The organism is Alistipes sp. cv1, assembly GCF_900240235.1.
In the GTDB taxonomy this organism is placed as follows: domain Bacteria; phylum Bacteroidota; class Bacteroidia; order Bacteroidales; family Rikenellaceae; genus Alistipes_A; species Alistipes_A hominis.
The window spans coordinates 364759-385805 of record NZ_OEPW01000001.1 but is presented as its reverse complement, the minus strand read 5'-3'; the positions used below and the strand labels follow the sequence as shown (position 1 = coordinate 385805).

At 55.6% G+C, this 21047-nt stretch carries 16 protein-coding genes; 8 read left to right on the top strand and 8 right to left on the bottom strand.

Features of this window, described 5'->3' with window-relative positions; all coding sequences use genetic code 11:
* Nucleotides 1–856: 856 nt before the first annotated feature.
* Nucleotides 857–1177, top strand: a complete 321-nt coding sequence (locus C1A08_RS01620) for a hypothetical protein (protein ID WP_101570936.1) — start codon at nt 857–859, stop codon at nt 1175–1177.
* 281 nt (nt 1178–1458) lie between these two features.
* Here the strand turns inward: C1A08_RS01620 and C1A08_RS01610 are convergent, their stop codons facing one another.
* The 4 genes from C1A08_RS01610 to C1A08_RS01595 all read right to left on the bottom strand — a co-directional run bounded on the left by C1A08_RS01610 (nt 1459) and on the right by C1A08_RS01595 (nt 6217).
* Nucleotides 1459–2637 (bottom strand): iron-containing alcohol dehydrogenase, encoded by a 1179-nt coding sequence (locus tag C1A08_RS01610; RefSeq protein WP_101570931.1) that lies wholly within the window; start codon nt 2635–2637, stop codon nt 1459–1461.
* A gap of 34 nt (nt 2638–2671) precedes the next feature.
* Complete coding sequence (locus tag C1A08_RS13195; RefSeq protein ID WP_118458306.1) at nt 2672–3352, bottom strand: MliC family protein; 681 nt, start codon at nt 3350–3352, stop codon at nt 2672–2674.
* 24 nt (nt 3353–3376) lie between these two features.
* Nucleotides 3377–3751, bottom strand: coding sequence for a YccF domain-containing protein (locus tag C1A08_RS01600; RefSeq protein WP_101570930.1), 375 nt, complete (start codon nt 3749–3751; stop codon nt 3377–3379).
* Nucleotides 3752–3844: 93 nt separating this feature from the next.
* Complete coding sequence (locus C1A08_RS01595) at nt 3845–6217, bottom strand: outer membrane beta-barrel family protein (RefSeq protein ID WP_180951503.1); 2373 nt, start codon at nt 6215–6217, stop codon at nt 3845–3847.
* A gap of 334 nt (nt 6218–6551) precedes the next feature.
* On the opposite strand from C1A08_RS01595, the gene C1A08_RS01590 reads away from it, so the two are divergent.
* From C1A08_RS01590 to C1A08_RS01565, 6 genes are all read left to right on the top strand, one after another.
* Entirely contained in the window at nt 6552–7139 is a 588-nt protein-coding gene (locus C1A08_RS01590; protein WP_101570926.1) for a nucleotide exchange factor GrpE, read from the top strand.
* 6 nt (nt 7140–7145) lie between these two features.
* Nucleotides 7146–8324 carry a molecular chaperone DnaJ gene (dnaJ, locus tag C1A08_RS01585; protein WP_055203767.1) on the top strand — a complete coding sequence of 393 codons (1179 nt, stop codon included), beginning with the start codon at nt 7146–7148 and terminating at the stop codon, nt 8322–8324.
* A gap of 82 nt (nt 8325–8406) precedes the next feature.
* Complete coding sequence (gene mutL, locus C1A08_RS01580) at nt 8407–10296, top strand: DNA mismatch repair endonuclease MutL (RefSeq protein ID WP_101570924.1); 1890 nt, start codon at nt 8407–8409, stop codon at nt 10294–10296.
* 54 nt (nt 10297–10350) lie between these two features.
* On the top strand, nt 10351–11028 hold the full coding sequence (locus C1A08_RS01575) for a rhomboid family intramembrane serine protease (RefSeq protein WP_373419253.1): 678 nt from the start codon (nt 10351–10353) through the stop codon (nt 11026–11028).
* A 27-nt stretch (nt 11029–11055) separates the two neighbouring features.
* A complete protein-coding gene (locus C1A08_RS01570) occupies nt 11056–11691 on the top strand; it encodes a 3-keto-disaccharide hydrolase (RefSeq protein ID WP_101570922.1) in 636 nt (211 codons plus the stop codon).
* A gap of 3 nt (nt 11692–11694) precedes the next feature.
* On the top strand, nt 11695–12825 hold the full coding sequence (locus C1A08_RS01565; RefSeq protein WP_055203774.1) for an endonuclease/exonuclease/phosphatase family protein: 1131 nt from the start codon (nt 11695–11697) through the stop codon (nt 12823–12825).
* A gap of 275 nt (nt 12826–13100) precedes the next feature.
* Here C1A08_RS01565 and C1A08_RS01555 read toward each other — a convergent pair whose 3' ends face one another.
* From C1A08_RS01555 to C1A08_RS01540, 4 genes are all read right to left on the bottom strand, one after another.
* The gene (locus C1A08_RS01555) at nt 13101–14075 is read right to left on the bottom strand and encodes a DMT family transporter (RefSeq protein ID WP_055204508.1); all 975 of its coding nucleotides are present in this window, start codon (nt 14073–14075) and stop codon (nt 13101–13103) included.
* 119 nt (nt 14076–14194) lie between these two features.
* Complete coding sequence (glsA, locus tag C1A08_RS01550; RefSeq protein WP_101570918.1) at nt 14195–15133, bottom strand: glutaminase A; 939 nt, start codon at nt 15131–15133, stop codon at nt 14195–14197.
* Between the two features lie 6 nt (nt 15134–15139).
* The gene (gadC, locus tag C1A08_RS01545) at nt 15140–16726 is read right to left on the bottom strand and encodes a putative glutamine/gamma-aminobutyrate antiporter GadC (protein ID WP_055203778.1); all 1587 of its coding nucleotides are present in this window, start codon (nt 16724–16726) and stop codon (nt 15140–15142) included.
* Between the two features lie 106 nt (nt 16727–16832).
* Entirely contained in the window at nt 16833–18272 is a 1440-nt protein-coding gene (locus C1A08_RS01540; protein ID WP_101570916.1) for a glutamate decarboxylase, read from the bottom strand.
* Nucleotides 18273–18529: 257 nt separating this feature from the next.
* On the opposite strand from C1A08_RS01540, the gene C1A08_RS01535 reads away from it, so the two are divergent.
* The gene (locus C1A08_RS01535; RefSeq protein ID WP_101570914.1) at nt 18530–20992 is read left to right on the top strand and encodes an alpha-L-rhamnosidase C-terminal domain-containing protein; all 2463 of its coding nucleotides are present in this window, start codon (nt 18530–18532) and stop codon (nt 20990–20992) included.
* Nucleotides 20993–21047: the final 55 nt, after the last annotated feature.

Here is a 21047-nt window from a genome sequence, read left to right as displayed (position 1 = left end):
CTCTTCACAATCGCACGGATATTTATATTCTCTTAAAAAGTTCCGTGCCGTTTTATGCCCTCTCTGTTATTGAATAACTTTACATAAGCTGTATTTCCCTTCTCTTTCGACTAATCGATTCTGTGTTTTTATCAGGTTACGAGTATTCCCCGACCGAATACAATAAATTATTCGTCCGGAAATAATTAGTATTGCTTTAAATGTAAAAAGGAAATCTCGATGAAGTGTTATTATCCGACCTTTCCCCAAGAATGTCAAGAGTCCAATGCGGATTAGCATACCCATGAAGCGCAATGCAATCGAAAATCAGAGATATAGAGTATGTTATATCCATTGGTATATAACTGGTTATGCAAAATGCAACTGTAAAACGACTTAACGACTTTAAGTATTCTTTTATGAAGTTCTTGCAAATTAGATAAATTTTATTAAAAATCAATATTATCAGTCGTTTTTTGTGCACGATAAAGTCGGAGAAAGTCGTAATACAGAAGGGATATATGCGGAAAAACGGCTAAACTATGGACAATAATGTGTTACATGCGTTTGGAATAGCATTTTCTGAATATATTCTGCCACCGAAAAAACGCTTAAAACCGCATTTTTCGCCATAGGCTTAAAAATAACACATCCTGTAAATCAACCTATTATTCTCCAAGATTTCAAATAGGTAACGAAACGGTAACGATTTTTACAGAGTCATCTGTCCAACTCACTGATTTGTCATAGAAAAACTTTACAGATTATATTACTTTGTCCTATTTGAGCAAGACGTCGGTCGAGCGTTGGGAGGTGCAGTCTTTGGTCCGGCCGTGCATGAAAAATCTTGACCGCACGGTACGCAGCCTGACGCGAGTTGAAAAAAGCGGCCGGGGCGGGCACGGTCTACTGGAGGCGGGGATATGCCTCGACAGGCTGCCAGGGGAGGCAAACGACGACGTGCGATTGTTACGGCATCCGTTTCCGGGGCGATAGCGCGGTTCATAATTTCCTGACAGTCGGCGGCGCCTCTACCGGTTGGAGTGAAATGATGTTCGTGTTCAAGAAAAAAATCCCGAATTGCGAGGCGCTCAAAGAGTGTTACGAGAAGGGGGTGGAGAGTAAAGAGCATGTTCGCGAACTGAAAAAAGACCCCTTTTCGATACTGAATTTCTGCGACGCGTTTTTCGCAGAGTAACGGTCGGGGCGATAAGTCGCTTTTGTATGTAAGGATCGATCTACCTAAGCGATCTGAAGTTCGTGTATTTTTTTTGGGTAAGGAGTGTCGGGAAATCGGGCGATCGTTTGGTTCTCCGACGGTTCGTTATATGGAGAATCGGCGATCCGGAATCCGGGCCGCCGTAACGTCGATGTCCGGAATACCGCGAGATTTCCGGTTCGGATACGGAATGGAAACGACAAAGCCGGAGTCTTGAGACTCCGGCTTTGTCGTTCCGAGCGATGTTTCAGGAACTGCGATTACAGCGCCAGTTTGTAAATCCGGTAAATGTCTTCGACGTGCAGGGCCCGGAAATTTCCCAGCCCGTTGCGTCCGTCGCGTTCGGCGAGGCATTTTTCGGCCATTTCGCGCAGGTGCTCTTCGCCGATCCCCACGTCGCTCAACCGGGTGGGCAGGCCCATTTTCCGGTACCAGCTTTCGAGACGGGCGATCATTTCGAAAACAATCTTTTCGGGATCGTCGAAAGCCAGCGAAACGTCGAATACGCGCACGGCGAATTGAACGAACTTGTCGATGTCCGTTTTGTAAACGTATTTCATCCACGCCGGGAATACGATCGACAGGCCCGCCCCGTGCGCGATGTCGTACTGCGCGCTCAGTTCGTGCTCGATGTCGTGGCTGGCCCAGTCGCCGATGCGTCCCGTGTTCAGCAGGTTGTTGTGCGCGACGGTGCCCGCCCACATGATCTCGGCGCGGACGTCGTAATCGGTCGGATTTTCGAGGGCCATCGGGCCGTGGTAGAGAATGGTGCGGATGGCTCCCTCGATCAGGCGGTCGGTGAAATCGACGTGTTTTACCCGCGTGAAATAACGCTCCATTAAGTGGGCGACAATGTCCGAGCAGCCGTTTGCAATCTGGTGCGGCGGCATCGTGAAAGTCACTTCGGGATTCATGAACGCGAATTTCGGGATCAGGCATTCGCCGCCGATGTAGCGTTTGTAGTTGCCGTCCTCGTTGGTGATGACCGAACTGTCGGACGATTCGGAACCGGCTGCCGGAATGGTCAGCACGACGCCTACGGGCAGCGCTCCCTCGATCGGCTTGTCGTCGTACAGGTAGTAGTCCCAGATGTCGTCTTTGCAGCGCATCGCGGCCGCGATGGCCTTCGACGAATCGATCGTGCTGCCGCCGCCTACCGCAAGGATGAAATCGATCCGGTTTTCCCGGCAGATTTCGACGCCTTTGCGGACGAGCGACAGGCGGGGATTGGGCTGTACTCCGCCGAGTTCGGCGACGTACAACCCTTCGGCTTTGAGCGATGTTACGACCCGGTCGTACAGGCCGTTGCGCTTGATCGACCCGCCGCCGTAATGCAGCAGCACCCGTTTCCCATATTTGGCGACTTCCCGGCCTACGCCGTTCTCGACGCCTTTGCCGAAGATGATTTTTGCCGGATTGTAATATTCGAAATTGATCATTGGATTAGTATTGAGTTAAATAGGGAATGTGTAGCTATTTCCGTTCGGTCAGCGACAGGATGAGTCCGTCGCGCATCGTGAGCGTGGCTTCGCGGCCTTTGCCGCGCAGATCCATCATGTCGTTCTTGTATCCGAAACCGTCGGCGGTCACGTACTGCGTCAAGTCGAATACCGTCCCGTCGAGGGTGACCCGCGCCAGATCCGGTTCGAAAACGACGTCGATCCGGTAGCATTTTTTCGTCTTGCCGTCCGTGCCGTCGAAAACGACGTTGATCGGATAGGGGTCTTGCACGTAGATCGTATTGCCGCGCTGTTCGATCACCCAATGTCCATCCGCCTGCCGGACGTTTTTCGTGTCGTCGTCCTCGACATTCCAAGCGTGCCCGCCGCCGGGCAAGTCGCGCCGGTCGAGCACTTCGGTTTTTTCGTTGCCGGGCAGGAACAGTTCCGCCTGGGCCGAGTCGGCGCTGAATACGATGTAAGCGGCATATACGGCGCCCGTATCGGATTGGGTCGTCGGGAGCATTTTGACGCCGTCTTCGAACGGACGGATGCAATCCTTACGCGCCTCCGACCATTGGTAGCCGGCCGATCCGATGCAGTCGTGGCCGTCCCTGTCCGCTCCGGTCGCCTGCCCCGTTTTTTTCGTCCCGTTCTGTCCGCAGCCGCAAAGCGCCAGCGCCGCGACTGCCATGAAAATCGTGTTTTTTATCATGTCTGTCTGTTTTGGTTTCGAGAATTATGCCCGTACAATATCCCGGCCAAACGGAGTAAAGGCCAGACTCATCAGTTTGAAATGCTGCCGTCCGAACGGGATGCCGATGATCGTGATGCAGAGCAGCACGCCCCAGAACAGGTGCGACAGCGCGATCCAGATTCCCCCGACGAAAAACCAGAGGATGTTCATCAGGGTGCTGAGGCATCCGCTGCCCTGTTCGGTGACGACCGTCTGCTGTCCGAATGGAAACAACGCTAACAGTCCCATTTTGAACGCCTGCAGCCCGAACGGGATGCCGATGATCGTCAGGCACAGCACCAACCCGCCGATGAAGTATTCGACGGCGATCGCCAATCCCCCAAACACCAGCCAGATAATATTGCCCAGTAAGTTCATTGTTTTTCCCTGTTTTAATTATAATTACAAAGATAGTATATTTTCATGCGGCTCCAAATCCGGGACGGTCGCTTCCCGGGGCGTTCGGATTCGTTAAAAACGGGACTTTTCTTCGGTGGCTCCCGATTCGACGTTTCTGACCTTGACTTCTTTACCCGTTTTGAAATTGTAACGCAGCGATACGGCGATCTGACGCCAGTTCTGGCGCTGTTCGACGGTGCGTTCGAAGGTCGGTTCCACGATCCGGATGTTTTCCTTGTTGTAATTGATCAGGTTGTGGACGGTCAGCGATGCGGTCAGCCGTTTTTTCAGCAGCGACCGCCGGAGGCCGGCGCCGACGTTGAACTGTCCGCTCATACGCATGTTGCCCCATAACCGGGGAGTCCGGTAGTTCAGATTCAGGTCGAGCGTCCACTCTTTGCGGATCGTCAGCGCGTTGTTCAGGTATCCCTGTACCGTATTCTGGCGGCCGGCCAGACTGCTGAAGCAGTTCATCGCCGTCAGATTCAGATTCAGCATCCACCACGGAGTAATGTTTGTCGGAACATTGACGTTCAGGTTGAAATTTCGTCCGATCGGGACGTTTTCGTAACGGTACAGGATGATATCCGGGTCGTCCGGATCGGTCGTTGCGACCTGTTCCGAACTTCCGTTGACCGATTCGAATCCGACGGTCAGCGAATATTTGTGCCGGATGATCCAACTGACCGAATAACTGTTTTGATAGGCCGGCCTCAGGCGCGGGTTCCCTTCGAGAAACGAATACTCCGACAGCGGCATACGGTACGGATTGAGGTTCCAGAACGACGGGCGGCTGATCTTCCGGTTGTAGTTGAAGGCCAGCATTTGCGTCGCTTTTTTGTTCAGCGGCAGCGACAGGTTGGCCGACGGGAACAGCCCGAAATAATTCTGCCGGTCGGTAATCAGCGTACTGCTGGTCGCCGGGATTGCATAGGTATATTCGCCGCGCAGGCCGACGTTCAGTCCGATCCCGTTTTTGAATTTAGTCGAAAAATCGGCGTACAGCGCCCCGATGTTTTCCGAATACCGGTTCAGGTTGCTCTGCCGGTCGATCCGGTGCCAGGCGTCGTCGCGGAGAAATTCGTACAGGATAGCGGTGTTCATCCGGTTCAGCGTGTACTTGGCCCCGGTACGGAGTTTCGAAACCGGACCGAGCGCGATTTCGAAAGCGGCGGTGGCCGCATAAAGGTCGTTGACCGTATGGATGTCGCCCCGGTAGGTGGTGTCGAACGCCTGCGACCCGGTATAACGGCTGAAGTAATCGGTCGGATCGTCGTTGTCGCGCCGGTAGTAATCCAGCAACAGTTTGAACAGCGAACCGGTGGTATCCATTTTGAAAATATAGTTCGCCGAAATCCCCAGGCCGTATCCCTGTTGGTTTTGCAGAAAATGGCTCGCTATCCGCGTCGAATCCGCCTTGTCCTGTTTTTGAAGTCGGTTATGGGTTTCCGATCCGCCGGGCAGATTGCGGAAGTAGCTGACTTCCAATCCGGCGCTGTGCCGGTCGTTGAATTCGTACAGCGCTCCGATGCGCGGCGAAACGGATTTCCAGCGCCCGTCGAGCCTGCTTTCGGAGCGAATCGACGCGTCGTTTTGCTCGAATGCGGACGATTCGGTAATTCGTACGATCTGTTTGCCGAACCAGGTTCCCATCGAAGCGTAGAGGCTCAACCGGTCGTTCCGGTAGTTCAGGTTGAACGACGGAGAAGTCGTCGAAGAAGCGTTTGAAAAGGCGTGCGAATAGTAGATGCCGACCGCTCCGTCGATCCCGTTGTCGCGTTTGCGCTTCAGCGTGATTTTGATGATGCCGGCGGTCATGTCGGCGTCGTATTCGGCCCCGGAGTTCGGCACGATCTCGATGCGCAGGATGTCTTCGGCCGGGATCTGGTTTAGGTAGTTGATCAGATCTTCGCCCGTTTCGCGCAACAGTCGGTTGTTAATCATTACTTTAGCGCCTTTTTTGCCGAAGATGGCGATGTCGTCTCTGATCCATACGCCCGGCGACAGTTTCAGCATTTCGACGGCCGTGCGCCCGATTGCCTGCGGCATGTCGGCCACGTTGACGATGAAGCGGTCGGCTTCGCGGACGATCGGGGCGGCCTTGACTTCGACGCCTTGCAGCGAAATTTCGGACGGGTCCAGCACGATGCGTCCCAGATCGGTGTCGTGCGCGATCGTTATGCCCCGCTGTTTTTTCTCGTAACCGAGCAGAGCGATCTCCATCCGGTAGTTTCCGTGCGGGATCCGCACGGAGAATCTGCCCGTGCTATCGGCCAGGGCTCCATAGACCGCCGAAGAGTCCGTTTCGGAAAAGAACGAGACGGTGGCGAATCCGATGGCGGAGCCCTGTCCGGTACAGGTCTGTCCGGTACAGGTCGCTGCGTCGGGTTGAGCCGACAGGGTAACGGCCGTAAGCAGCAGAACGATAGTAGATAAAATTTTCATAATCATCGGTAGATTTAGGTTGGTATGTTTGTTTTGAAAGATGCTTGTTCTGCAAATATATGTATAAATATTAGTATTATGCAATACATAATAATATTATTTTCGATGTATTTTGTTGTTTTGTGATATCATGTATGGCATTTTACCTGGACGGCAAGAGTTGTTCAGTACTGTCAATGAATGTTTTGACGGAAACGGATCCGAAGGTTTATGCGATAAGTTGAGCCTGTAAATTCTTTTGTTCCGATATTTTGATTTACTTTGCATCTGTTTTATTACCGGGCGTTGGTATATAATTTGCGATGCTTTTTTGCATATCCTAAAAGCATACACGATGGCAAAGAACAAAATGAAAGAAAAAGTAATTGATACAGAGCCTATTAAGGACGACCGTGAAGAGGTTGCCGAAGCGGCTCAGGAGATGGTCGAGGAGCAGACGGGTGACAAGGTGACAGACCAGGCGGCCGAAGAAGATGACAAATCGGCACGGATGGCAGCGGCCGAGAGCGAGTGGCAGGACAAATACCTGCGGCTGGTGGCCGAGTTCGACAATTACCGCAAACGGACGTTGCGGGAAAAAATGGATCTGATCGCCTCGGGCGGCGAAGACGTGATCAAATCGTTGCTGACCGTGATGGACGATATCGACCGGGCGCTCGACGCGATGTCGAAATCGAGCGATATCGATTCGATCCGCCAGGGGATCGTGCTGATCCATCAGAAATTGCTCGAAACCTTGCACGCGAAGGGTGTCGAGGAGATCACGGCGATCGGCAAGGAACTGGATACCGACCTGCACGAAGCGGTCGCCAAGTTCCCGGTTTCCGACGAGAAGAAGGGAAAGATCATCGACGTAGTCCAAAAAGGCTACAAACTGAAAGATAAAGTGGTTCGTTTTGCTAAAGTTGTTGTAGGAGAATAATCTGTTATGGCGAAAAGAGATTACTACGAGGTGCTCGAAGTACAGCGCGGAGCCAGTGCCGACGAGATCAAGAAGGCTTACCGGAAGGCGGCGCTGAAGTATCACCCGGATAAGAATCCGGGGGACAAAAGCGCCGAGGAGAAATTCAAGGAGGCTGCCGAGGCTTACGACGTGTTGAGCAACCCCGACAAGCGGGCGCGGTACGACCAGTTCGGCCATGAGGGAATGAGCGGCGCAGGCGGTTTCGGCGGCAGCGGCGGCGGTGCGGGCGGCTTCGGCGGCGGCTTTACGATGGAGGATATTTTCAGTAATTTCGGCGATATTTTCGGCGGGCATTTCGGCGGCGGTTTCAGCGGCGGCGGCTTTAACAGCGGCGGCGGGCGCAACCGGGTGAATCGCGGTTCGGATCTTCGGATCAAGGTGAAACTGACCCTCAAAGAGATCGTTAACGGGACGACCAAGAAGCTGAAAATCAATAAACAGATCGCTTGCGATCAGTGTGGGGGAACCGGAGCGAAGGACAAGGATTCGTATGCTACGTGTACGACGTGTAACGGTTCGGGTTATGTGACGCAGGTGGTCAACACCTTTTTCGGCCGTACGCAGACTTCGCAGCCGTGTCCGACCTGTCACGGCGAGGGCAAGATCATTACCACGCCGTGTTCGAAGTGTCACGGCGAAGGGGTCGTTCGCGGCGAGGAGGTGATCGAAATCAAAATTCCGGCCGGAGTGGGCGAGGGGATGCAGCTTTCGGTCAGCGGCAAAGGCAATGCCGCGCGTCACGGCGGCGTGAACGGCGACCTGCTCGTGCTGATCGAAGAGGAACCCGACAAGGATCTCGTTCGCGACGGGAACGATTTGATTTACAATCTGAATATTACCTTCCCGCAGGCTGCGCTCGGCGCTTCGGTGGAGGTGCCGACGGTTGACGCGAAGGCCAAAATTAAAATCGAACCGGGCACGCAGGCCGGCAAAGTGCTGCGACTGCGCGGAAAAGGCGTTCCGGATGTGAACGGTTACGGACGCGGCGACCTGCTGGTGGTCGTGAATATCCATGTGCCCGCCTCGGTGAACGCTTCCGAAAAACAACTGCTCGAAAAGCTGGCCGAGAACGACCATTTCAAAAAGGCGGAACAGAGCCGGGATATGAATATTTTCGACCGAATGCGCAGTTTCTTCCGTTAACGGAGAGCCGGGCGCGGGGTTGCCGGACAGCGTGCATGAGGAAAACTTTCGGACGGTTTTCCGGGACACAATATAAAGATAAATGGAGAACGATAAGATCAGAGTGCTGCCTGACGGGGTTGCCAACCAGATCGCTGCGGGCGAGGTGGTAGGCCGCCCCGCTTCTGTCGTAAAGGAGTTGATGGAGAATTCGGTCGACGCCGGTAGCAGGACGATCACGGTGAACTACAAGGACGGCGGGCGTTCGCTGATCCAGGTGGTCGACGACGGATGCGGCATGAGCGAGACCGATGCGCGGCTCGCTTTCGAACGTCATGCGACGTCGAAAATACGCCGCGCCGAAGACCTTTATCAGCTAGCATCGTTCGGTTTTCGCGGCGAGGCGTTGCCGTCGGTCGCTTCGGTGGCCGAAGTCGAACTCCGTACCCGGACTGCCGATCGGGAGATCGGCACGCAGGTCGTGATTCACGGAGGGCGGTTTGTTTCCCAAGAGCCGGTGCAGACGGCCGTCGGCACGCAGTTTCTGGTAAAAAATCTGTTCTACAATACGCCGGCCCGGCGCCGGTTTCTCAAGGAGGCCAACGTCGAGGGAAGACACATCCGTTCCGAATTCTTGCGGGTGGCCCTCTGTAATCCGGAAGTGGCTTTTTCACTGTACGACAACGATGTGCTGATCGCTACGTTGCCCGCTTCGAACCTTCGCCAGCGGATCGTTTCGGCGATCGGCGGCAAGGATATCGCTAAAAATTTGCTCGAAGTAGGCGCCGATACTTCGATCGTCAGGATCGAAGGATTCGTCGGCCGTCCTTCGGCCGCCAAAAAAACGAACCGGGAGCAGTACCTGTTCGTCAACGGCCGTTATTTCAGTTCGCCCTATTTCCGCAAGGCGATCCTGCAGGCTTACGAGAAACTGATCGCTCCCGATACGCAACCGTCCTACTTTTTGTATCTGACGATCGATCCGCAGCGGATCGACGTGAATGTGCATCCGCAAAAGACCGAGATCAAGTTCGACGACGAACAGGCCGTCTGGCAGATTTTCAACGCCGCCGTGCGGGAGTCGCTCGGCAGACTGGGAGTCGTGCCGATGATGGATTTCGAGATGGACAGTTCGATCGACATTCCCGTATTCCGGGAGGATGCCGCTTTCAGGATTCCCGATCTGGGGATCAATCCGGACTTCAATCCGTTCCGGGAGGAGAAGACGGCGGCGCCGCATGTTTCTCGGGCGTCCGACAACCGGGCCCCGAAACATTGGGAGAGCCTTTATCCGGTGCGGGAAGACGATGCGACGGAACCGGGTTTTCCGGAACAGCGTTTCAAAGAATACGACAGCGCCGAACTGGAATTTATCGACGGGAGCGATTCGGGAACGGTGCAGCAGACGCTGGAGTTGGATGCGGAACGCCCTTTTTCGGGAGTATTGCCGTTCGGGAAGCGCTATTGCGTCGCCCGGTTGCGCGAAGGATTGGCGGTCGTCGATCTGCGCAGGGCGTTCGAGCGGGTGCTTTTCGAACGTTACCGGGGGCTACTGGGCAACAATGCTTCGGTGACCCAGCAATTGCTTTTCCCCGAACAAGTCGCGCTGACCCGTGAGGAGCAGGCGTTGATCGCGGAGAGCGGCGGGGAGATCGAAGCGATGGGCTTCGATTTCAGAACGGAACGGGACGGCGTGTCGGTGTTCGGTATCCCGGCCGACCTACCCGACGCGCAGATCGCCGGTACGTTGCGCGAACTGTTGGCCGAGCTGCGGGAGACCGGGGCGTGCACCGATGAGAAACGGCATGAGCGGATGGCGGCGATACTCGCGCGGAGGGGAGCCCTTTCGCTGGGCGAGGCGGCCGACGCCGACGCTGCCGGGCGGTTGCTCGGGGAGTTGTTCGCATGCGGTTCGTTCAATTACACGCCGGACGGGGCTTCTGTGCTGATTTATATAACGGACGAAGAGATCGCCGGAAGATTTAACGCGTAACCCGGAAGATCCGTCCGGGATAATTATTGACGAAGATTTGGTAAATAGACGATGATGAGATTTCAAACGGCTTATTCGACCCCTCCGGTGGTCAAAAACCTGATTATCCTGAACGGCCTGTTTTTCCTGGCCGAAATCGTGCTGCCCGGACGGATGGGCGACTGGCTGATCGAGCGGCTGGGGCTGTTTTTCTGGGAGAGCGGTAATTTTCAGATTTACCAGCTCGTGACCAGCATGTTCCTGCATGCCAATTTCATGCATCTGTTCATGAATATGTTCGCTTTGTGGATGTTCGGCCGGACGTTGGAGTACGAGATGGGCAGCAAGCGTTTTTTGCTTTACTACATGGTGACGGGGATCGGCGCCGGACTGCTGCAATTGGGCGTGACCTGGATCGAGGTGAGTTCGCTGCATTCGGCCGTCGCCGCAGGGACGGCGAGTCCGTATGAGTTGGCCGCCCGCATCGGATCGGTTACGATCGGCGCTTCGGGAGCGGTGTTCGGCGTGTTGCTGGCATTCGGGATGATGCATCCCAATGCGATGTTGATGTTGCTGATTCCGCCGATCCCGATCAAAGCCAAATATTTCGTGATCGGATACGGACTGATCGAACTTTTTCTCGGCGTGTCCGGGGCCCAAAGCGGCGTCGCTCATTTCGCGCACGTCGGCGGTATGCTGTGGGGTTTCTTCCTGTTGCGTTACTGGAAAAAGAAAGGAGATATTTACTATTGACGTCGAACTGAATCGCAGGATTTCGGAATGAAAAAACGAACGTTGTGTTGGATGGCTGCCGTTATGCTGGCGGCCGGCGTCGCGGAAGCCCGGTCTCCCGTGCATCCGTTTAACGGAAAGAACCTGAAAGGGTGGGTCGGTTATGTCGGGGACTCCACGCTCGATGCGGCTGAAGAGTTCGGCGTCGTGGACGGGATGCTGCGGGTAAGCGGAGCGCTGGGTTATATCCGGACGACGCGCGCTTATTCGGATTACCGGCTGACGCTACAATACCGCTGGGAAGGCGAGCCTACCAACAGCGGAATCTTCATGCATATCCAGCCCGGCGAAGACCGGTTATGGCCGAAGTGTTACGAGTGCCAGTTGTGGGCCGGGCATGCCGGCGACGTGAACGATGCGGGGGATTCGCAGAGCGACGAATTCCGCAGGATCGGCGCCGCGACCGTTCCGAAGTTGCAGCCCGCCAGCGAAAGGCCTGCGGGGGAATGGAACGACGTCGAAATCGTGTGCGACGGAAACTCCATGACCATATTCATCAACGGCGTACTCCAGAACAAGCTGACACGTATGAATAACGACCGCGGGTATATCGCTCTCGAAGGGGAGGGAAGCCCGATCTTGTTCCGTAACATCGAGGTCGCGCCGCTGAAACGAAAACGATAACCTATGTCCGGCAAACAAAAAGAACACAGACGGCACGGTATCCTGCTCGGAGTGGCCGACGGGGTGGTTTTCCTGATCTCGGTCGCGTTGGCCGTGCTGCTGATGCTGGCCTATGCGGCTCCCCGGGTAGACCCCCACGATTCGCTGTGGTTCGCTTATCTCGGTCTTGCGGCTCCTTTTCTCTACCTGGCCAATCTGGTGTTGATGCTCTATTGGACGGTGCGTTGGAAATGGATCGCGGTCGGTCTGGCGGCAGTCGCCGTGATCGGACTCGGACACGTATCCAAATTTTTCAGGCCGGCTTTCGGGAAAGCTTACGAACAGGTGCGGCAGCCGGGGTCGTTCCGGGTGCTGAGCTATAACGTAGAGGGCTTTTTCGGCAGGGATTCGCTCGGGAAACGCGAAAATCAGGTTGCCGAGATCGCCCGGTTTATCCGGGAATCCGAGCCGGATATCATCTGTATGCAGGAGTTCGAACTGAATCGGATCAATCCTCGCGTGAAGTTCGATTCGCTGCTGGAAGCGTGGAAATACAGCGCTTTTTTCTTTACGTCGGGCAGTCCCGACCAGAACGGGCGCGGACTGGCCATATACAGCAAGTATCCGGTCGTCCGGCGCGGCGGGATACATTATCCCGAATCGAACAACGCCTCGATGTGGGCGGACGTGATTATGCACCGCGATACGTTGCGCGTCTATAACAACCATATGCAGAGCACCCAGGTCAACGAGAGCGACCGCGAATACCTGTCGGGGACGGGCCTGTCCGCGGACTCGCTCGGAGACGAGCGGCTGAAAGACATTCTCCGCAAATTGGGCCGCAACTTCAGGGTGCGTGCCGCGCAGGCCGATTCGATCGCCGGGATTATCCACGACGGGACGCCTCGGGTGATCGTTTGCGGGGATTTCAACGACACGCCGATGTCCTATACTTACCGGCAGTTGCGGGGCGACCTGAAAGACGCTTTTTGCGAAAAGGGACGCGGGATCATTTTTACGTACCGCGGGCTGCTCGGGGTTTTCCGGATCGATTACCTGTTCCATTCGAACGACTTGGCGACCGTCGGATACGATTCCGAGCAGCCGCAGTGGAGCGATCATAATCCGGTGCTGGTCGATTTGAAACTGCGGTAATATCCCGTCCGTCATGATTGCCCCGATCCCGGATGCCCGGGCCGGAAAAGAACCGAAACCGTTCGCGGCGTTGTCGGAATCCGCTTCGCGGGCCTACCCAAAAAAACGTCTCCGCAAAATACTTTGCGGAGACATTCCACTTTACTTGTTGGCTTACAAAAATGGGATTGGAACTCTTATTATTCCTGACACAAAGATCGGGATCCGTACCTGTTCCGGCAATACCTGAACCGCGTTAAAAAAGGGGCGGCGTATCCTCATTTCGAGGGATGGCGCTATTTGCCGGCGTTCTGTCCGCGCGGTTGCTGCGCTGCGGGCGGCGTTCCGACTTTCGGCACCGGGAATTTGTACCGGGCGTAGGTGATCATCACCAGGATGATGCCGACGAAAATCAGCGCGGCGGCGACGATGTTGTCGTAACCGACCGTCACTTGGTTGCGGTAGATGCCCAGTACGGTCGCGGCCACCGGTTGCAGATAAGAGTACAGGCCCGTATGCACAGAGGTAAGCTTTTCGGTACCGTAGTAGAGCAGGTAGTTCGGCAGCATGGTTCCCAGGATCAGAATGTAGGCGATCTCGGCGACCCCGATGGCCGGCAGGGAGCTGAAATCGAAATCGACCAGCTTTTTGCCGAAAAACGGCGCGGCGATCAGCACGCCGATGATGTAGTACCATCCGGTGACGGTCATCGTGCCGAATTTCATCAGTTCCGGTTTGATGAAAACCGTGTTGGTCGCGGCGGCGAATACGCTGATCAGGATCAGCAGGTTGCCGATCTCTTCGCTCTTCTGTTGCGGCCAGCCGTTGCCGAGAATCAGCACGGCGCTTCCGGCAACGCCCAGGATGATCCCGATGATTTTCGCCCGGTGGATCTTTTCGCGCATCAGCAGGGCCGATACGCTGAGCGTTACGATCGGAGCCATCGTGGCCAGCGTGGAGGCGTCGACCGGGTTGGTATATTTGGCGCCCCACAGCATCAGGAATTCGTGCCCGTAAATCACCAGTACCGTCGGGATCAGAATCCAGATGAAGTCGCGGAACGGAATCCGGAACCGTTTGAAAAGAATGGCCCACGGAACGAACCAGACCGCCGAGACGACTACCCGCAGGAAAAAAAGGGTTTCGAAAGGCATGTAACGCCGGATGATGGAGATAAAGAACGAGAAGTTCATCCCCAGCAGAATGTTGGCGAAAATCAGCGCCATGTGTGCGATTACATGTTCTTTGTGCGTATGCGGCTTGTCGGTCATAACGTGCGGGTAGGGACAGCCCGGGGGCCGTTTGAAAAAAGCGGTCCCGGAAAGGAGAATGTTCATTGCGGAAAACATTCCCGAATCCGGAGCCGCTTTTCGTGACTGAAGTGCCGGATTTAACCGAATAGGTTTAATCCCAGTTTGTTGGTGATGTACTTAATGGCGTTTTGCGCCCGTACCGAGTTACCCGATCCGTCGAGTTTCGGCGAAAAGGCCGCGATGCCCATCACTCCGGGCAGCACGCCGACGATTCCGCCGCCGACGCCGGTTTTGGCCGGAATGCCGGAGGTGAAGATCCAGTCGCCGGTGTGTTCGTAGAATCCGACCGAAGCGATCATCGCGACGATCTTCGAAGTCAGCTCGGCGTCGAAGACCTTCTTCTTGGTGACCGGGTTGACGCCGCGGTTGGCGATCGTGCCGCCGCAGATCGACAGTTGGCGTGCGGTCACGCCCATCGAGCACTGGCGGGTGTAGATATCCAGCGACATATCGGGATCGTCGTAAATCCGATTGTAATTTTTCAGCAGCCAGGCGATCGATCGGTTGTTGAAATTGGTCGCCGATTCCGATTTGTAGAGTTCGTCCTGCAGTACCAGCGGACTGCCGCAGAGTCCTTCCAGAAAATCGGTGATCGATTTCCATTTGCCGTCCGAATTGCCTACGGGCTTGACCATGCTGCACGCCGTGATGGCTCCGGCATTGACCAGCGGGGTCGAGGGATGGTCGTTCTCGAGTAGGATCGCCATGATCGAGTTGAACGGCAGTCCGGTCGCGTCGGCCCCGATTTTTTGCAGGATCGTGTCGGCTCCGTATTGCTGCATCGCCAGGATGGCGGTAGGCACTTTCGAGACCGATTCGATCCCGAATACGTAATCCGTGTCGCCCGCCTCGACGATCTCTCCGTCGGGGAGGCAGACCGATATGCCGAACAGTTTCGAAGGTACCTTGGCCAGGAACGGAATGTAGTCGGCGTTGTTGCCGCCGTCGTCGCCCTTGATTTTTTCGTAGGCTTCGTTGACGACGTCGTTCAGTTGTTTCGTATCGAATTTTTGCATAGTCGTTTAATTTTTAGTCGGTTCGTTATGGTCCGTCGCCGAGCCGGTCGTCGCGCCTGCGTTCGAAGCGTCGGCGGCGGTTCCCGTCGCAGTCGGCGTTACGGCCGGTTGTGCGGTTGCGGCAGCCGGCTGCGGTTGTTTTTCCCAGGAGAACGGCTGAAATTCTTTGGCCGCTTCGGGATCCTGCCAGGACGGTTTACGCGAAGCGTAGATGATGAACGGGGCGCCGACTACGATGATACAGCCGATAATCAGTACGGAGAACCATACCGTGTTGCTGCCTGTCGAAATCTGGCTGGGCGGGATAAAGCTGAGAATGAAGGCCAGCAGGGCGCCGCAGAAGCCGAGTCCGGCGATGAACCAGATCAGGCCGTTGCCTTTTCCGATCCGGAACGGGCGTTGCTGTTTCGGCATTTTGTAACGCAGTACGATGGCCGAGCTGAACATCAGCAGGTACATGATCAGATACAGCAACACGGTCAACTGCGACAGGATTTGATAGAAAGACTGCACGGAGGGCATGACCACGAACAGCAAGCTCAGTACCGTAACGACGCATCCTTGGATGAGCAGGATGTTGCGCTGTACGCCGGATTTGTTGGCCTTTTGGAAGAACGGCGGCAGATACCCGGCCTTTCCTACCGTGAAGATACCCTTCGACGGGCCGGCGACCCATGTCAGCACGCCGGCCAGTACGCCGAACATCAGCGCGATGGCGATGATCGGGGAAGCCCAGCTCATATGCAGGTAATGGAAATAGTTGTCGAATCCGATCAGCAGACTCTGCGTCAGGTTGATGTCTTTGGCCGGGATGATAAAGCCCAGCGAGAAGGTACCCAGTACGAAGATCAGCACCGTAATCAGCGACCCGATGAAGATAGCCTTGGGGTAGTTCTTGCTCGGATTTTTCACGTCCATCACATGGATACCCATCATCTCCATACCGGCGTAGAACAGGAAGATACCCGAAGCCAGCACCAGGTTGTCGAATTTGGTCAGGTCGGGGAAGAATCCCTGGCTCATGTCCATGTTATTATGTCCGCCGGTACTGAGGTAGATGATCCCGAGGACGATCAGCAGGCCGGCCGGGATAATCGTCCCGATCATACCGCCGATTTTCGAAATCTTGCCGACCCACGTCAGCCCTTTCAGGGCGATGGCCGTGGCGGCCCAGTAGATGACCAGTACGACGATCAGTGTGAAAACTTTGTTCGACGCCAGCATCATGTCGTGATGCGGGTCCATGCCGATAAAGGCGATCGAGACGGCTCCGAAGGTCAGCACGGTCGGATACCAGATCGTACTTTCGATCCATTGCAGCCAGATGGCCAGGAAACCCGTGCGGGCGCCCATCGCTTCGCCGACCCAGCGGAACACACCGCCCTGTTTGTCGGCGAACATCGCCGCCAGCTCGGCTGCGACCAGCGCGGTCGGGATCAGGAAAACGATCGCCGCGAACAGGTAATAAAATGCTGAAGATGGCCCGTAAACCGCTTCCGAAGGGAGTCCCCGGAGACTTACGACGGCCGTAATGTTCATAATTGCAAGTGTCATTACACTCAATTTGAACCCTGTACTTTTTGTTGTTGCCATACGATCATACGATTAAATTGCTTGTTAACTGTGGTGTCATTAACAACCGGCGGTTATCCGCTATATATTCATGTTGCGGATAACCAGCCGTTTGCATAAAAGTAAGCTATTTCTTCGCCGTTTTGACGTGCGTGTGCGTGAAGACCTTGCCGACTACTTTCTGATTTTTGTCCTGCGCGATGCGCGTCTGCGTCGGGTATTCCAGCTTTTCGAACTCGTTGATCGCATTCTGCATGTCCGTCAGCAGCATATCGGTCATGTCGCGGCTCATACCCTGGCGGAAGACGATGCGCATGACCACGTAATTATCCAGCTTTTCGGGCAGGGTATAGGCCGGAACCATCCAGCCGCTCTGCTGCAGGGCCGCCTGCAGGTCGTAGAGCGTCCATTTGGCCGTTTTCGCATATTCCGGTTTCATGTACCAGATGAACAGCGGGTTCACCACGTCGTTGCTGTAATTGACGAACGGTTTCATCTTGCCGATTTGCTCGTGTGCATAGCGGGCGATCTCCATGCTGTTGGTCTGTACCTCTTTGTAGCCTTCGAAACCCAGACGGATGAACTGATAGTATTGTCCGAGGATCTGTGCCGCCGGGCGCGAGAAGTTCAGGCCGACCTGCGTGATGTTGGCTCCCAGGTAGTTCACGCTGAATGCCATTTCGTCGGGCAGGTATTTTTTGTCTTTCCATACGACCCAGCCCAGGCCCGGATAAACCAGACCGAACTTATGTCCTGAGGTACTGATCGACAGCACCCATTTCAGGCGGAAGTCCCATTTTTTCTCGGGTTCGAGGAACGGTAGGATGTAACCGCCGGTGGCGGCGTCCACGTGGATCGGAATATCGTATCCGGTTTTGGCGTTGTATTCGTCCAGGGCTTTGTCCAGCGCTTCGACGTCGTCGTTCAGGCCGGTCCAAGTCACGCCCTGGATGGGAACTATGCAGATCGTATTTTCATCGCACATGGCCAGCGCGTCTTTCGGATCGAGCGTCGTTTTTTCCAGGCTCAGGGGCACGGTACGCATTTCGATTTGCCACAACTGACCGAATTTTTCCCATACGACCTGGAAACCTGTCGAAATGACGAAGTTCGGTTTGTCGTACGGTTTGCCCTGCGCTTTGCGTTTCGCACGCCAGCGCAGCCATGCGGCTACGCCGCCCAGCATACAGGCTTCGGACGAGCCGATCGCCAGCGCGCCGGCTTTCCACTGCGCCTGTTCGGGCGAATTCCACAGGTTGGCCATGATGTTGACGCAACGGGCGGCCATGACGGCTACGCGCGGATATTCCGTTTCGTCGATGTAGTTCACGTCGATCGATTCGTTCATCAACTTGGTGGCGTAATCGTCCATGTAGGTCGTTACGAATGTGGCGAGGTTCAGTCGCGGCTGTGTCTGCGGGAACGTTTCGTCCTTCACCATCTGGTAGGCGATTTCAGGAGCGGTGGGTTGCATCGGAATCTTTTCCGTAGGAGCTGACGTTCTCATTTTCTGGGAGCCGTAGACCGGAGTTTCGATGTCGGCCCGTTGTTTGTTCGAATTGTTCATAACGTTAAAATTTAGTATTTTATAAAATGTTGGAAAGTGAATTTTTAATCGGATTGATAACGTTGTTTTCAGAGAACGTCTCTGCCGTTCCACGGACGAAGTTTCCCCGCGATATCCCCGAATAAGGCAAGAATTATACCAAGCGGGGCCGCCCGTTCGGATTCGGAGCCCTCTGCGCCGCGGGTTTCGGGACGCGTTTTGCGAATTACCCGTTGATTCTTATATTTGTATCGTATGCCTAAAAAATTAACCCGATCATGAGATTATCCGCTTTTTTTATTTTCACGGCGATATTTTTCGCCTCGACCGTCGCGGGCCGGAATGTCCCGTTTTCCACCGAACAAAAGATAACCGGCCTGTATCCGCCCGTGAGCGGCGTTTTATTCGGGAAACCGGTGCCTGAGTCGCCCGATCCGCTGGTTGCTTACCGCTGGACGAACCCCCGTGCTTCCGACGGTCTCGAATCCTATCTGCTCACTCCCGTTTCGGTCGGGATCGATCGGCCGGAGAACGTGAAACGGATCGGGAAAAAGACGGCGACGATCCGGGTCGACGGCCCGTGCGACCTGATGTTCGACTTCGGCCGGGTCAGCGCCGGCTGGCTGGAGTTCGATTCGGACGACCTGGACGGGGAGATCGAAATGAGCATCAGCGAATATACCGAACCGGCCGTATTGAATGCCGGCGCGCAGCATCCGCACAAGACGGCCGTACCGGTGCGTTACGGCAATACTTACCGGTTGGAACTGAATACGGAACTTTACGAAGGGGTGCGCTACGGTTGGATTCACGTCCGGTCGCTCCGCCGCCCGGCCACGATTTCCGCCGTCCGATTGGTTTGCCAGACCAAGCCTGCCAATTACGAAGGCAGTTTCCGTTGTAGCGATCCGACGCTGACCCGGATCTGGTACACGGGCGCCTATACCGTCAAGCTGAACCTGCTGAAAGAGTATTTCGGGGCGATCCTGATGGAGCGCAGCGACCGTCATTCGTGGACCGGCGACGCCCATCCGTCGCAGGCCGCTTCGATGGTGGCGTTCGGCAATTACGACTTCGTGAAACAGAACTTGTATTATACCTCGACGCAGTTCAACGGCATCGCCGGTTATTCGCTTTACTGGGTGTTGAGCCTGATCGATTACTACAATTATACGGGCGACCGGCAGACGCTCGACAGCCTGACCGACAACGCCTGCAAAAAGCTGGATGTCGCTTATGCCCACTACGGGACGAATCCCGACCTGCAGTTTCACGGCTGGGACGAACGGCTCGGCGCCGGGTTCGAGAACCCGAATTGCGACGAATCGCAGAATACTTATAAAATGTTGTCGATCCGGGCATGGAACGAGTTCGCCGCGGCGATGGATGCCTGCGGCCGTTCCGACCTGGCGGCGAAGTACCGCGCTTATGTTGACGAAAAGAGCCGGGAGTTGCGCGATGCGGGCGGTTGGTACGACTCGTTCGGTATTTTTGCGGCTTCGGATGCCGTGAATGCCGGTTTTACGAACTCCGGCGAACGACAGGGATTGTGGCGGACGGCTTTTACGGATCGTCAGCAGCGGTTGTCGTATTCGCCGTTCAATCAGTATTTCGTGATCCAGGCTATGGCGCGGATGGGACGTTATCCCGAAGCGTTGACTACGATCGACGATTGCTGGGGAGGACAGTTGCGTTACGGCGGAACGACTTTTTTCGAGGTTTATCGACCGTCGTGGAACGATGCGCTCGCCCCGAACGGCGCTCCGGTCAATAATCAGTGCGGTTACACGAGTTTCACGCATCCGTGGAGCGCCGGAGTGACCAAGTGGTTGACCGAAGAGATCCTCGGTGTGAAACCGGTTCTGCCGGGATTCGGGCGATTTTTGATCGCCCCGCATTTGTCGGAGCGGGTCGCTTCGGTCGAAGGCTGCGTCCCGACGCTGCACGGAACGATCCGAGTGGCTTTCGATATAAAGACCGGTAAGGGGCGTATTACGGTTCCCGACGGGACGGTCGCAGCCGTCGGTATCCCGAAAACGGGCCGCGTCGTCCGGCGGGTCTCGTTCGATGGGAAAGAGATGCCGCCTGCCGCGCGTCAGGACGATGATTTCGTCTATTACGAAGGGATAGTCGCCGGGGATTACCGGCTGCGGGTCGAATACGACGGCGCGTTGCAGCCTGTTCCGCAGGAAGCGTTTTCGTACGCCTGCTCGCAACCCGTCGTACAAGATTCGCTGACGCGCGGCGACTGGAAGGGAAAGTACGGTAGCCGGGGGTATATCCTGTGCAGTTACGACGGGGCGGGGAACGATCGCGTCAACCTGCCCGATTTTACCGATTCGGTCGTATCCGCCAAGATCGGCGCCCGCCTGATCGCGTCGGAGACCGACGATCCGCGGGCGCTGGCGTCCGACCGCAGCGGCGATCCGTTCCGCCGGCTCGGGGCCGCCGTGACGCTCGATCCGCTTCCGTGCAATCAGACGATGACGTTCGACTTATATAACAACCGGAATTGTCCTTACCGCGTGGCGCTCTATTTCGTCGATTGGGAACGAGAAGGGAGGCGCTCGGCTATCGAGGTTTTCGATTTGAAAGACAAGCGGTTGCTGATGCCCGTTCGGTTCGTGGAAAATTACGGCGAGGGGCGTTACGTGATCCTGCAACTCGACCGTCCGGTGCGGTTGCGGGTCGATCAGGTGCGCGGGACGAACGCTTCGCTCAGCGGGATTTTCTTCGACTGACGCCGGCGGTCGCCGCCGAACGATCGGCGGGAGCGGTTGCGGAACGGTGAAATTT